The sequence below is a fragment of the Ruegeria sp. CG3 genome (assembly GCF_056537205.1).
In genome coordinates, this window is sequence record NZ_JBQFRC010000003.1 from 57,649 (window position 1) to 71,760 (window position 14,112).

Genomic DNA, 14,112 nt, shown 5'->3' on the forward strand with positions numbered 1-14,112 from the left:
GTTTACGGCCGCTGTTTTGCGGCGGCGATCAGATCAAGGACAGCAGGTCCAAGATCATCCACGATCAGCGCAACGCCGCGCGCATTGGGATGAATCCCGTCTGGTTGCATGTAGGTCTGCACGGCTCCGGGGTCGCCACCCGCCTGCAACCCGGAAAAAAAGCTGGGGGAATAAAGTGTGCCGAACTGGGTGGCCAAATCCGGATACATCGCATCAAACGCCTGTTTGTAGTCCGCGCCATAATTGCCCGGAGCCTGCATGCCGATCAGCAGAACCGGAACCTTGGCCGTTTGCGCCTCGGTCAGAATTTTTTCCAGATTCGACTTCGAGACCGCCGGGTCGATCCCACGAAGAACGTCGTTTCCGCCCAGCGCCACGATCATCCCGTCCACCTCTGGTGTCAGGGTCCAGCCCACACGCGCCGCACCACCGGCCGTTGTGTCCCCGGAAACACCGGCGTTGATTATCTTCACCTCGACGCCTTGCGCATCCAGCCACCGGTTCAGTTGAGGGACGAACCCATCCTTCTCAACAAGGCCGTAGCCTTGAGTCAGCGAGTCTCCGAGAGCGGCCAGGACCACCGGCTCGGCTGTGGCAGCAATGCCGCAGAGCGACAACAGCCCCGCCGCCAGAGCCTTGCGCAAATTCCTGACCGCTCCATATCCCAAATGACTGCCCCTTTCGGAAAGACTTATGACTGAACCCGTTCTGACACTCCAAAATGCCGCTTTGTCGCTGGATGGCAATGCCGGACCCGTTGAAATCTTGCGGGACATCAATCTGACCGTCAAAGAGGGAGAGACGCTGGGCCTCGTCGGCCCGTCCGGTTCGGGCAAATCCTCGCTGTTGATGCTGATGGGTGGGCTGGAGCAGACGACCGCGGGTCGCATCACCGCACTGGGGCAGGACCTGACCTTGATGAGTGAGGACGCGCTTGCCCGCTTTCGTCGTGATGCGATGGGCGTCGTTTTCCAGAATTTCCATCTGATCCCAACGATGACGGCGCTTGAAAACGTGGCCACCCCGCTGGAACTGGCCGGTCACCGCGATGCCTTCGAGCGGGCCGAGGCCGAATTGGCGGCGGTGGGGCTTTCGCATCGGCGTGATCACTACCCGGCTCAACTGTCGGGCGGCGAACAACAGCGGGTCGCGCTGGCCCGCGCTTCGGCCCCGCGGCCTCGGATCCTGTTGGCGGACGAACCGACCGGCAATCTGGATGAGGCGAATGGCGCGGCCATCGTTGATTTGCTGTTCGGCCTGCGTGACCGGCACGGGGCAACGCTGGTTCTGGTCACACACAGCCACTCGCTGGCCCGCAGATGCGACCGGGTCGTCCGATTGCGCGACGGCCGCATCACCGAAGAGGCCAGCCAAGAGGCAGCGGAATGAGCTTGCGCCTGGCGACGCGCCTGGCCCGACGTGAACTCAGGGGCGGCTTACGCGGCTTTCGGGTTTTTCTGGCCTGTCTGACCCTGGGGGTTGCCGCCATTGCTGCGGTTGGATCGGTGCGGCAAGCAATCATGACCGGCCTTGCGCAAGAGGGCGCAGCCTTGCTGGGCGGCGATGCCCAGATCGAGCTGACCTACCGCTTCGCAAACGAAGCAGAAACCGCATGGATGAAGCAGAACGCCGATCGCGTGTCCGAAGTCGTCGATTTCCGCTCGATGGCCGTGACCCGCAGCGACGCACCGCAACGCGGACTTACTCAGGTCAAGGCCATCGATGACGCCTATCCTCTGATCGGCACCGTCCAACTGGACCCCGAAATCTCGCTGTCCGAGGCGTTGGACGGAAATGCCACTCTTCCCGGGGCAGTGATGGACCCGGTTCTGATCGAGCGTCTGGGGCTGGACATCGGCGACAGTCTTGCACTGGGCACGCAGGACTTTGTGCTGTCCGCCGCCCTGATATCCGAACCCGACGCGGCCGGAGATGGGTTCACCTTGGGCCCGCGCACATTGGTTCGCACAACCGATCTGAAAAACTCGGGCCTATTGCAGCCCGGCACGCTATTTTCAACCAAATACCGTATGGACCTGCCGGTCGAGGCCGACCTCGCAGAACTCTCGCAACAGGCCGAGAGCGTTCTGCAAGGCTCAGGACTGCGCTGGACCGATGCGCGCAACGGCGCACCCGGAATTGCCGAATTCGTCTCGCGCCTCGGCGCGTTCCTGGTGCTGGTGGGTCTCTCGGGTCTGGCTGTGGGCGGCATCGGCGTGTCCGCGGCCGTACGCGCCTATCTCGCCCGAAAGACCGAAACCATCGCCACACTGCGCACCCTGGGCGCAGACCGCGCCACGATCTTTCAGACCTATCTGATCCAGATCGGCGTTCTTTCGGTTGTCGGGATCGCCGCTGGTGTAGCCCTTGGCGGGCTGGCGCCGATTCTCCTGGCACCCCTGATTGAAAGCCGGCTTCCCGTACCGGCCGTTTTCTCTGTCTATCCGCAACCGCTGTTCGAGGCGGCATTGTATGGCCTGCTGACCGCCTTGCTTTTCACCCTGTGGCCCCTTGCCCGGGCGGAGGACGTCCGGGCAGCGACCCTGTTCCGCGATGAGCTGAGCAGTGCCCGCAGGTTGCCCCGCGCCGCTTACCTGTTGGCGACGGGCCTTGCCCTGGCGACACTGATCGCCACCGCCGCTTGGTTCAGCGGATCCCCCTGGCTGACTCTCTGGACCGGAGGTGGATTTGTCGGCGCATTGGTGCTGTTGGCGCTGTCGGCCCAAGGCATCCGCTATGTGGCAAAAAGGGCCGCCACACGCGCCCGTGGCCGCCCGGCGTTGCGTTGGGCACTTGCCGCAATTTCCAACCCCCGTGAAGGTGCCGCATCGGTGGTCCTGTCTCTGGGATTGGGCCTGTCGGTTCTGGCTGCGGTCGGACAGATCGACGGCACTCTGCGCAATGCGATATCCGGGAACCTGCCGGACGTGGCGCCGTCGTACTTTTTCGTGGACATTCAAAAAGACCAGATGCCCGGCTTCAGCAGCCGGCTTGAAAACGACCCCGGTGTCACACGTGTAGAAAGCGCACCAATGCTGCGCGGAATCATCTCGCAGATCAACGGCCAGCCCGCACATCAGGTTGCGGGCGATCATTGGGTTCTGGAGGGCGATCGCGGCGTGACCTATTCGGACAATGCGCCACAAAACGCCCGCATCACCGCCGGGGAATGGTGGCCAGAGGACTATTCAGGCCCGCCTCAGATCAGCTTCGCCGCGGAAGAGGCCGAGGAAATGGGTCTCAAGCTTGGTGACGAACTGACGGTGAATATTCTCGGGCGTGATATCACCGCGACCATAACATCGCTGCGCGAGGTGGATTTCTCGAACGCGGGCATGGGATTCATTATGTCGATGAATCCATCCGCACTGGCCGGCGCCCCTCATAGTTTCATTGCAACTGTTTACGCCGAGGAAGAGGCCGAGGCAGCCATCCTTCAAGACCTTGCGACCCAGTTCCCCAACATCACCGCGATCCGGGTTCGGGACGCGATCGACCGTGTCTCGGGCCTGCTTGCCGGTTTGGCTTCGGCCACCTCCTACGGCGCCGGTGTCTCTTTGCTGACCGGTTTTCTGGTCCTGATCGGCGCTGCAGCCGCAGGAGAGCCCGCACGTCGCTACGAGGCCGCAATCCTCAAGACGATCGGCGCAGATCGCCGACGGATACTTCTCAGTTTTGGCTTGCGCTCGGCGCTTCTGGGTGCGGCTGCGGGCTGCGTGGCGCTGCTGGCCGGCATCCTTGGCGGCTGGGCTGTGGCGACATTCATTTTCGATACCAGCTTTGCGGTGATATGGCCTTCGGCATTGGGTATCGTCGCTGCCGGGCTCGCCGTCACGCTGCTGGCGGGGCTGTTCTTCGCCCTCCGCCCCCTATCCGTCAGCCCGGCCCGCGTCCTGCGGGCCAGCGATTGAATTCAACGCGCGCAGGTAACGGGTTGCAGAATTTTCAGCAGCGGATCGTTGTCGCATACCAAAGCATCCAGCGATATTTCATCCAGCGACGCAAAGAAGACCTCGGCCGCGTCCTGCAGCGCCAGACGCAGGCGGCAGGCATCGGTCAACGGACAGGTGTTGTCAGCATCCGCAAAACACTCGGCGATCGGCAAACTGCCCTCGACATGGCGAAAGACGGATCCGATCCGGATCTGGTCCGCCGGCCGACCCAGAGTCATGCCGCCGTTGCGACCGCGCTGCGTGCTCAGATACCCCAGCTGACCCAGCTGGTTGATGACTTGCGCCAGGTGGTTTTCCGAAATGTTGCAGACATTCGCAATCTCGGATTTCGTAACGAGCCGGTCCGGATGTGCAGCGCAATACATCAACAGCCGCACGGCGATATTTGTTCGTTTGGTGATCCGCATCAGATCCTCCCCCCGAATTTCAAGATGCAGCCTTATTGCACAGGCCGCAAAAAAACGGTTTGACATACATCAATCGTCAAAAAGGACAGCACGCGACATGGCAGAGCCCTATTTCTTTGGCTATGGCAGCCTCGTAAACCTTGCCACGCATGACTTTCCCGACCCGCGACCGGCGCGACTCAAGGGCTGGCGCCGGGCGTGGCGGCATACCGATCTGCGCCCGGTCGCCTTCTTGACCGCGGTGCCGGATCCCGACTGCGAGATCGACGGCATGATCGCACATGTCCCCAAAAACGACTGGGCGGCACTGGATGAACGGGAGTGGGCCTATGATCGGATCCCCGCCACCCACGCCATAACTCATCCTCTGAAGACAGAGGTCGAGATTGCGGTCTATGCGGTTCCGGAACAGCACCGCAAGGACCCGACGCACAGCCACCCGGTTTTGCTCAGCTATGTGGACGTTGTGGTACAGGGGTATTTGCGCGCATTCGGCTTGCCGGGTGTCGAGCGTTTCTTCGCCACGACCGACGGGTGGGACGCGCCGATCCTGAATGACCGGAACGCGCCGCGTTATCCGCGCCACCAACAGCTTCACCTCGACGAAACAGCCTTGGTCGATGAGCACTTGTCCCGGGTCTCGGCCCGGATCGTTCAGACCGCGTGAAAATGGCGGGCGCCTGCAGCACCCGCCTCTGGTTCTTGTTCAGTTTGAAGGCGACACCGCCCCGCGGTGTCTTATTTTCGCGCCCGCATGACCTGCAGCAACGGCAGAAAGGTCGCCATCTCGGGGCCACGCTCCATCCCGGTCAGCGCCTTGCGCAACGGCATGAACAGGCCCTTGCCCTTGCGGCCGGTCGCCTCTTTCACGACCGCCGTCCACTTGCCCCAGGTCTCGCCGTCAAACGGCCCCTCGGGCAGCAGTTCCATCGCCTGCGCGACGAATTCGCGGTCTTCGTCGTCGATCAGCGGCTCGGCGCCATCGCGGCACAGTTCCCACCAGCCCTTCAGGTCGTTCAGCGTGGTGATGTTCTCGCGCGCCATCATCCAGAACGGCTCGGCCAGTTCATCGGGTACACCGGCCGCGGCCACCGCGTCGGAAACCTTCTCGAGCGGCAGCGTCTGCAGATATCGGGCCGTCAGCGGAAACAGGTCCTGCACGTCGAACTTGGTCGGCGCCGACCCGAACCGGGTCACGTCGAAACCTTCGATCAACTCGGCCATGTCGCTGCGCAGTTCCACCGGGTCGGACGAGCCCGACCGCGCCATCAGGCTCAACAGCGCCATCGGCTGCACGCCCTGCTCGCGCAGATCGCGCAGCGCCAGCGTGCCAAGACGCTTGGACAGCGCCTCACCCTGCGGGCCGGTCAGCAACGAGTGATGGGCAAAACGCGGGACGGTTCCGCCCAGCGCCGTGATGATCTGGATCTGGGTCGCTGTGTTGGTCACGTGGTCGGCGCCGCGCACCACGTCGGTCACGCCCATCTCGGTGTCGTCCACGACCGAGGCCAGCGTATACAGCACCTGCCCGTCGCCGCGGATCAGCACCGGATCCGATACCGAGGCCGCGTCGATCGACACGTCGCCCAAAATGCCGTCCGTCCACTCGATGCGCTCATGGTCCAGCTTGAACCGCCACACACCGTTGCCGCGCTCGGCCCGCAGCGCCTCTTTCTCGGCATCCGACAGGTTCAGGGCAGCGCGGTCATAAACCGGCGGCTTTCCCATGTTCAGCTGCTTCTTGCGCTTGAGGTCCAGCTCGGTCGGGGTCTCAAAGGCTTCGTAGAACCGGCCGATCTCGCGCAGCTTGTCGGCGGCTTCCGCATAGCGGTCCAGCCGGTCCGACTGCCGCTCGACCCGATCCCAGTGCAGACCCAGCCACTCGAGATCCTGCTTGATCGCATCAACATATTCTTCCTTAGACCGCTCGGGGTCGGTGTCGTCGATACGCAGGATGAACGTGCCGCCGGCCTTGCGGGCGATCAGATAGTTCATCAGCGCGGTGCGCAGGTTGCCCACATGAATATAACCGGTGGGCGAAGGGGCGAAACGGGTGGTTGTCATGGATGTCTCCTGTTGGCGCGGCTCATGTCACATGAGCGCGTTTTTGTCCAGAAGGCGGTGCGAATGCTTGCCGTTTACTCGGACTTGATGGGCCAACGTGATGACAGGTCATCCAACCCTGCGCGGATCAATTCGGCCAACACGTCCTCGTCAATGTCCGACAGCTTGTTCACGTACAGACATGACTTGCCGGTCTTGTGCTTGCCCAGCCGCGCCAGAATACTGTCGAAGTCGGAGTAGCCCGGCATGATATAGATCGAAAACTCGGCCTTGCGTGGGGAAAACCCGGTGGCAAGAAACGTGCCTTCCCGCCCGGACTTGTAGCGGTAGTCATATCGCCCGTATCCAACGATGGATGGCCCCCACATGACTGGCCGAAACCCGGTGACGGTTTCAAACAGGGTGTTCAGCCTCTGCGCATCCGCAGCGCGCGCGGCCGGCAGGATCGCCGCCAAAAACTCCTGGACGCTTTGATCGGTCGGAACGGTTTTGTTTCCTGAGCGGGACATGAACAAGATTTAACATGCGATCGGCCAGCGCGCAGCCCATATGGTAGAGTGGAAAGTGGCAATTATCCGAAAGCGTTCTAATTCGATGCACGTAATCTGACAGGGAGACTTTGAAATGACCATGAAACTGACCCGCCGGGCCGCTTTGGGCACGGCCGCTGCGCTACCTTTTGCATCTATCGCGACACAGTCACTGGCTGCCGGGGCCGAAACCAAGGCCAACTCGACCGTCGCCCGCAGCTTTCAACTGGGCGATTTCACGGTCACAACCCTGCTGGATGGCAGCTTGCCGCGAGACGGCGCCCAAGAGATTTTCGGCGGTGGCGCGTCAGACGAGGAGTTTGCCAAGGTATCGGCCGACAATTTCATCTCGCCCGACATTGCCCAGTTCTTCTTCACGCCAACGCTCGTCAATACCGGATCCGAACTGATCCTGTTTGACACGGGATTGGGCCAAGGCGGTATCCAGAAGGCTCTGGCCGATGCGGGCGTTGGCCCTGAGGCGATCAACGTCGTCGTCCTGACCCACATGCACCCCGACCACATTGGCGGCATGACGACCAACGATGCCGCGACCTTTCCGAACGCACGCTATGTGACCGCCGCGGCCGAGTATGATTTCTGGTCAGCACAGGAGGCCGGCAACCGCGTCGGCGATCTTGTGGCAGCCAAGGTCACCCCGATGGCTGAAAAGATGTCGTTCATCGAAGACGGAGGCGAGGTCGCATCCGGCGTTACCGCCATGGCGGCCTTCGGGCATACACCCGGACACATGGTCTATCATCTCGAAAGCAACGGTCAGCGGCTGATCCTGACCGCCGATCTTGCCAATCACTATGTCTGGTCCTTCGCGCATCCGGAATGGGAAGTCCGGTTTGACATGGACAAAGCAGCGGCTACCGCATCCCGTCGGAACGTGTTGGGTATGCTGGCTGCGGACAAGGTCCCGATGATCGGGTACCACATGCCTTTCCCGGCCGCCGGCTATGTCGAGCCGCGCGGCGAAGGCTTCCGCTTTGTACCTGTCAGCTATCAGATGATGGGCTGATCAATACCCCGGGTCCGGCCGTACTTTCGTACCGTCCGAAAACCGCGACAGTCGAAAGGCGGCCGTGTCCACACAAGGCGAAGTGTTCGTCAACAGATCGGCAACCAGGCGGCCAGCACCGGGACCTATGCCAAATCCATGTCCCGAAAATCCGGTTGCGATCACCAGTCCCGGGATCTCCTGCACGTTCGAGATGACCGGGATTGCATCCGGGGTCACATCGATCATCCCGGCCCAGCTCTGCACGATTTCGGCACCAACCAGTGCCGGAAGCGCCTGACGGGCCTTGGCCCATGACTTGCGGAGCGCCTTCTGCGACGGCTCGGGGTCCAGTATCCGACAGAGTTCGAACGGGGTTACGTCGGTGGACGCCCATGACCGGCGCTGACGCGCCTCAATGGTCCAGCGGTGCGACAGGCGGAATCTGAGCGATTTCCATTCCTGTGCGAATGCCGGAAGGAATTTCGCGGCCAACCGAAAACTGTCAGGAACGATATCCACCGTGTTTTCATGGCCCGAGGCGATCGTGTACCCGCCGTCGGCGCGTTTGCGAATGGCAAAATCATCCGACCACAGAGCTGTTTCCGGACCCGGTTCCACAGGCGAGGTCCGCAGAACCGTGTTCAGCACCTTCAGCTGTGGCAGGGCAATTCCTTCGTTACCGGCAAACAACCGAGACCAAGTCCCCCCGGCCAGAACCACTTGATCGCAAGCGACCCGCCCCCGTTCCGTGTAAACCCCGGCAACACGACCAGCTTGCAGGTCGAGGCAGCGTACCGCGCAATTCGTCATGATGACCGCGCCTTGCTCACGCGCCGCCTCGGCCAACGCCGGAGCAACCCATTGCGGCTCGGCCCGTCCGTCCTGAGGCATGAAAAGCGCGGCCTTCAGCTTGGTCTTGAGGCCAGGCATGTGCTGTTCCAACTCGGATCCGGAAACCATGCGCGCTCCGGTCTGGTAGCCTTCGAGGTTTCGCAACCAGCGTTCCATTTCAGCTGCGGACCGGTCGGTCCGCGCACCGAACAGAATGCCGGATTGCACATAGCCGGTTTTGCACCCGATCCGCTCATCAAGCGATTGCCAGATCCTGAGCGACTCGGTCATCAACGGTATTTCGCGCGGGTCGCGCAGCCCCAGGCGAACCCAGCCCCAGTTCCTGGAACTCTGTTCAGCGCCGATCTGGCCCTTTTCACACAAGAGGACGGAATTGCCATGTTCCGCCAGTTCCAGCGCAGTTGAGACACCGATAATCCCTCCGCCGACGATCACGACGTCAACGGATTTGGGCAGGCAAAGATCGGATTCAACAGGGTTGGGCTTGGGGCCGGGCATCAACGGATCTTGTTAGTCAGACACGAGCTTCATCGAGCCTTGGCAAACGTCATCCGGCAATCCTGAATAACGGAAAAAGCATCACTTTGTTCGGCTGTGTGGCGTCGATGCAAACGCCACAATGGAACTAGACCGGCACGCGGTTCAGGCCGCACCCGAGAACTCGGCCCATTTCTGACGCAACAAAGCAGCGACACCCGAGTTTTGGGTCTCTGTCTCGGTCTCTTCGGGTTGAAGCTCGGGCAATTCCGGGTGTTTGGCTGAGAACTCCTCGGACGGCTCCTCGCTCTCTGCGTCAGCCTCGGCCAACACACCGGCGATTGCCGCTTCCAGACGCGCCTCATCCAATTCGCGCGCCGGCGTCTCCATTGTCTTGTACCTCAACGGCGCATGCAGCGGTTTGTCATATCCATCAACCATCGGACCACCTAAACCTTATAACCGGCACCCCACCACGGATGCGTCACCAGAAAACTTGGTCTTCAACTGCGGTTCGGCCGACAAATCAATGCCCGGCCCCCGCGCGCCGATCTTTCAAAATATGTGGCAAGATCGGTCCTAAACTATGGCAAAAAAATGTCCAAAAAACAAGGATGCGGCCAAGCGCTGTCAGCAATTCCGCCCCACCTGCAGAACAGTTAGCATGAGACCCCCCTCATTGCCGCCCATTTGTAAACAAACACCCGGACCCGGGCACGGGGCGCTCAGCCGCAGTTTCCGTCAGCTCGGATCGCGCCAACGATTCACGATCGGATAGCGCCGGTCCAACCAGAAGGCCCGAGGTGTCAGGCGCGTGCCCGGCGCGGACTGAAAGCGTTTGTATTCGCTGATATAGATCAGGTGCTCGACCCGGCGGGCATCAGCCTCGTCGTACCCGGCTGCAACACAATCCGCGATCGAGCCATCCTGATCAACCAAGATGTCGAGAATGCCGTCCAGGACCGGGTAATCGGGAAGGCTGTCGCTGTCCTTCTGATCCTCGCGCAGCTCGGCACTGGGTGGTTTGTCGATGACCGAGGGGCGAATGACCTCGCCGGCCGGTCCTTTCATCCAGTCGCGGTGATTGGCATTGCGCCAGCGGCAGGTTTCGAACACCCGGGTCTTGTACAGATCCTTGATCGGGTTGTAGCCGCCATTCATGTCGCCATAGATCGTGGCATACCCGACCGCCACTTCGGATTTGTTGCCGGTGGTCAGCAGCATCTCGCCAAACTTGTTGGACATCGCCATCAACAGCAGACCGCGCAGACGGGACTGGATGTTCTCCTCGGTAATGTCGGCCTGAAGACCATCAAACAGCGGCGCCAGGGTCTCGGTGACGGCGGCGCGGGACTGGCTGATCGGAACATAGTCGTATCGCACACCCAGCGCCTTGGCGACGGCTTCGGCATCCTCCAGCGACTCGGCGCTGGTGTATTCCGACGGCAGCATCACGCAACGCACATTGTCGGCCCCAAGAGCGTCAACCGCGATGGCCGCAACAAGCGCGGAATCGACCCCTCCGGACAGTCCCAGCAGTGCTTTGGAAAACCCGGTCTTACCCATATAGTCGCGCAACGCTTGCACCATGGCGCGATAGTCCTGCTCCCACGCGTCAGGCTGCTCGGCGATTTCGGCGGGGACGATGGCCCATCCTTCATCACCGCGCCGCAGATCGATCTGCATCACCGCCTCGTCGAAGACTGGCATTCGAAAGGCCAGTTCGCCGCCGGGATTCAGGCCAAATGTCCCGCCATCGAAAACCTGATCATCCTGCCCGCCCACCATGTTGAGGTAGATCACCGGTAGCCCGGTTTCGACCACACGGGCCACCATCTGGTTCAGGCGCACATCGTGCTTGTCGCGGAAATAGGGTGATCCGTTGGGGATCAGAAGAAACTCGGCGCCCGTCTCCTGCAACGTCTCGGCAACATCCTCGTGCCAACCATCCTCGCAGATCGGACTGCCGATGCGTGTGTTGCCCACCGCATAGGGGCCACCCAACGGCCCGGCGTCGAACAACCGAACCTCGTCGAACACAGTTTCGTTGGGCAAATGGTGTTTCAACACCTTGCTGACGATCCGCCCCCGGCTGAGGATCAGATAGGCGTTGTAGTGATTGCCACCTTCGACCCAAGGCCCACCAATGGCCATCGCCGGTCCATCCGCGCAGGATTCCGCCAACTGCTGCACAGCCGCCATGGCAGCCATGTGAAACGACGGCTTCAGAACCAGGTCCTGAGTGTTGTAACCGGTGACGAACATCTCTGGCAGAGCCACCAGATCGGCCCCCGCAGCGCGGCCCTGCTCCCATGCGGAACGGGCTTTTGCGGCGTTGCCTGCAATGTCGCCCACCGTCGGGTTCAGCTGCGCCAGCGTGATGCGGAAATGGTCGGCCATCTTTGCCCTCTTGCCCTCGTCACCTGAAAAGGCATTTAACAGATCAGGCCGCAAGTGAAAGGCCAATGCGGCAAAACCCGTTGCCCGACCTTCATCAGTGTCATAGTTTTGCACGAACCAATGCACCACGGGACAATCGGGCAGGCAGGGACTACCATGAACGCTTTTCGTACAACGATTGCCGTTGCCGCAATGGGCATCGCCGCACAGAGCGCGTCCGCGCAGCAGGGCCAGATCATCACCGCAGATGACGATGTGGGCGGGGTCTACGAAGGCACCTTTGAAAACGGGCTGCGTCACGGAACCGGCACCTATCGCCTACCCGACGGCTTTGAATACACCGGTGAGTGGGTCGAAGGAGAAATTCAGGGCAAAGGCGTGGCACGTTACGCCAATGGATCGGTCTACGAGGGCGATTTCGTCAAAGGTCGCCCGCACGGCAAAGGCAAGATCACCTTTGCCGACGGCGGCACCTACGAGGGCGACTGGACCGACGGCGCGATAAACGGAACCGGCATCGCGAAATACGCAAACGGAATGCGTTACGAAGGCGGCTTCATGAATGCCCAGCATGACGGCAAAGGCGTCATGACAGACCCCGGCGGCTATGCCTATGATGGCGACTGGGTGGACGGCGTTCGCCAGGGCAAGGCCAAGATCACCTATGCGGACGGCGCGGTATACGAAGGCGATATCATTGCCGGCCAGCGTCAGGGCAACGGATCGCTGACCTTGCCCGACGGCATGATCTATTCCGGCGAATGGACCGAGGACCGGATCACCGGAACCGGCGTACTGAAACAGGCCAACGGTGACGTATACGAAGGCGCCCTGGTGGACGGGCGCCGGCAGGGCAAGGGAAAGGCGACCTACGCGAACGGCGATACCTACGAAGGCGATTTCGTCGACGACCGCCGACACGGCAAGGGTACGTTCACTGGCACCGACGGCTATGTCTACACCGGAGACTGGAAAAACGGTCAGATCGAAGGGTTGGGCGAACTGACCTATCCCGACGGCTCGGTCTATGTCGGTGACTTCAAGGCGGACCTCGCCGATGGCAAAGGCCGGATCACCTATCCCGACGGGTCGTCCTATGACGGCGACTGGGTTGCAGGGGTGATCGAGGGTCAGGGCACCGCGACCTACACAAATGGTACGATCTACAAAGGACAGTTCAAGAATGCCCGAACGCATGGCACCGGCGTTCTGACCCGTGCCGACGGCTCTCGCTACGATGGCGAATGGGTAGACGGCGTGCGTCAAGGCAAGGGTACCGCCACCTACGCGGATGGCACGGTCTACACAGGTGATTTCCAGAACGGTCAGCGCCATGGCCAGGGCGAGGTCGTGATGGCGAATGGCTTCAAGTATTCCGGCCAGTGGACCGAGGGCAAAATCACCGGCGCAGGTGTCGCGACATATGCAAATGGCGATGTCTATGAAGGCAACTTCGTGAACGGCAAACGCCAAGGCACTGGAACAATGCGCTATGCAAATGGCGAAGAGGAAAGCGGCACGTGGGAAAACGGCGCTCTGTCCGAAGCAGGCGCGGCGCAACCCGCGGGCAACGAGCCGCAGCCGCCTGAGGCCGAACAGGACCCGGAAGTCACCCCATCGGACGGATAGCCCGCTACCAGGGAACCGGTTGGCCGGCCCAGTCGAAGAACTGGCCGGTCTGATCAGCCGTCAGACCATCCACAACCCGCAGAAGGTTTTGGGCGGCGTCACTCGGCTCGACCGCGGGATGGCGGCCCAGGTATTTCTGCGTGAACGGGGTCTTGACCGTTCCGGGGTGCAGGGCGACGCAGATCGCATCCTTGTGGGTTCGGGCCAGTTCAATTGCGGCCGTGTGCACGATCTGGTTCACCGCCGCCTTGGCCGCGCGATAGCTGACCCAGCCGCCCAGACGGTTGTCCCCGATCGAGCCCACGCGCGCAGACAGCACGGCGAAAACCGACCGCCCATTGCGCGGCAACAAGCGATGCGCGTGTTTCAACACCAAGGCCGGGCCCACTGCGTTCAGGGCGAATTGATCCATCATGGCCTTGGCCGACACCGCCCGAATGGTCTTTTCCGGTTCCGCCCCGTCGATCTCGAGCGCACCGGATGCCACCAGAACAAGGTCGAACGGCCCCTCGATCCGGCCTAGAATCTCGTCGGCCAGTTCCGGCTGCATCAAATCCAGCCCATTTTCCGACCGCGACAGACCGACCACATGAACCGACCGCGACAGAAGCTCGTTGCAGACGGCCCGGCCGATCCCCCCGCTTGAACCTATGACCAATGCGTTTCTCATCGCCCTCCAGCTAGCGGAGTTGCTCACGCAATCAATCCCCGTTTCCGATCCTTTCGCGAAATCGGACAGCCGCGCATTTTCTTTCTTTTCATTCCCGGTTCGGGGTGTATAACCTCGAACC

The 14,112-nt window shown here is 61.5% G+C and carries 13 protein-coding genes; 5 read left to right on the forward strand and 8 right to left on the reverse strand.

Annotation, left to right across the window (positions count from 1 at the left end):
- Window positions 1-2: 2 nt before the first annotated feature.
- The gene (locus ACR0NB_RS13575; RefSeq protein ID WP_254437125.1) at window positions 3-644 is read right to left on the reverse strand and encodes an arylesterase; all 642 of its coding nucleotides are present in this window, start codon (window positions 642-644) and stop codon (window positions 3-5) included.
- A 49-nt stretch (window positions 645-693) separates the two neighbouring features.
- Here ACR0NB_RS13575 and ACR0NB_RS13580 point away from each other — a divergent pair, with 49 nt between their 5' ends.
- Entirely contained in the window at window positions 694-1,389 is a 696-nt protein-coding gene (locus tag ACR0NB_RS13580; RefSeq protein WP_170360235.1) for an ABC transporter ATP-binding protein, read from the forward strand.
- Complete coding sequence (locus ACR0NB_RS13585) at window positions 1,386-3,911, forward strand: ABC transporter permease (protein WP_480775954.1); 2,526 nt, start codon at window positions 1,386-1,388, stop codon at window positions 3,909-3,911. Before ACR0NB_RS13580 ends, ACR0NB_RS13585 begins: the two co-directional genes overlap by 4 nt.
- Window positions 3,912-3,913: 2 nt before the next feature.
- Here the strand turns inward: ACR0NB_RS13585 and ACR0NB_RS13590 are convergent, their stop codons facing one another.
- Window positions 3,914-4,360, reverse strand: a complete 447-nt coding sequence (locus ACR0NB_RS13590; RefSeq protein ID WP_480775955.1) for an RrF2 family transcriptional regulator — start codon at window positions 4,358-4,360, stop codon at window positions 3,914-3,916.
- Between the two features lie 97 nt (window positions 4,361-4,457).
- On the opposite strand from ACR0NB_RS13590, the gene ACR0NB_RS13595 reads away from it, so the two are divergent.
- A complete protein-coding gene (locus ACR0NB_RS13595) occupies window positions 4,458-5,027 on the forward strand; it encodes a gamma-glutamylcyclotransferase family protein (protein ID WP_480775956.1) in 570 nt (189 codons plus the stop codon).
- Between the two features lie 71 nt (window positions 5,028-5,098).
- Here ACR0NB_RS13595 and gltX read toward each other — a convergent pair whose 3' ends face one another.
- Both gltX and ACR0NB_RS13605 read right to left on the reverse strand, forming a co-directional pair.
- Complete coding sequence (gltX, locus tag ACR0NB_RS13600) at window positions 5,099-6,424, reverse strand: glutamate--tRNA ligase (protein ID WP_480775957.1); 1,326 nt, start codon at window positions 6,422-6,424, stop codon at window positions 5,099-5,101.
- Between the two features lie 74 nt (window positions 6,425-6,498).
- Window positions 6,499-6,933, reverse strand: a complete 435-nt coding sequence (locus ACR0NB_RS13605) for a DUF1801 domain-containing protein (protein WP_480775958.1) — start codon at window positions 6,931-6,933, stop codon at window positions 6,499-6,501.
- A gap of 115 nt (window positions 6,934-7,048) precedes the next feature.
- Between ACR0NB_RS13605 and ACR0NB_RS13610 the strand changes: the two genes are divergently transcribed.
- Complete coding sequence (locus tag ACR0NB_RS13610; protein ID WP_093963417.1) at window positions 7,049-7,981, forward strand: MBL fold metallo-hydrolase; 933 nt, start codon at window positions 7,049-7,051, stop codon at window positions 7,979-7,981.
- Here ACR0NB_RS13610 and ACR0NB_RS13615 read toward each other — a convergent pair whose 3' ends face one another.
- From ACR0NB_RS13615 to ACR0NB_RS13625, 3 genes are all read right to left on the reverse strand, one after another.
- Window positions 7,982-9,313, reverse strand: a complete 1,332-nt coding sequence (locus ACR0NB_RS13615; protein WP_480775959.1) for an NAD(P)/FAD-dependent oxidoreductase — start codon at window positions 9,311-9,313, stop codon at window positions 7,982-7,984.
- A gap of 144 nt (window positions 9,314-9,457) precedes the next feature.
- A complete protein-coding gene (locus tag ACR0NB_RS13620) occupies window positions 9,458-9,733 on the reverse strand; it encodes a hypothetical protein (protein WP_170343276.1) in 276 nt (91 codons plus the stop codon).
- Window positions 9,734-10,033: 300 nt separating this feature from the next.
- Window positions 10,034-11,692, reverse strand: coding sequence for an NAD+ synthase (locus ACR0NB_RS13625; protein ID WP_480775960.1), 1,659 nt, complete (start codon window positions 11,690-11,692; stop codon window positions 10,034-10,036).
- 156 nt (window positions 11,693-11,848) lie between these two features.
- On the opposite strand from ACR0NB_RS13625, the gene ACR0NB_RS13630 reads away from it, so the two are divergent.
- Window positions 11,849-13,321: an MORN repeat-containing protein gene (locus ACR0NB_RS13630; RefSeq protein WP_480775961.1), complete on the forward strand. Its 1,473-nt coding sequence runs from the start codon at window positions 11,849-11,851 to the stop codon at window positions 13,319-13,321.
- A 4-nt stretch (window positions 13,322-13,325) separates the two neighbouring features.
- Here ACR0NB_RS13630 and ACR0NB_RS13635 read toward each other — a convergent pair whose 3' ends face one another.
- Window positions 13,326-13,991 (reverse strand): SDR family NAD(P)-dependent oxidoreductase, encoded by a 666-nt coding sequence (locus ACR0NB_RS13635; RefSeq protein WP_480775962.1) that lies wholly within the window; start codon window positions 13,989-13,991, stop codon window positions 13,326-13,328.
- Window positions 13,992-14,112 lie beyond the last annotated feature (121 nt).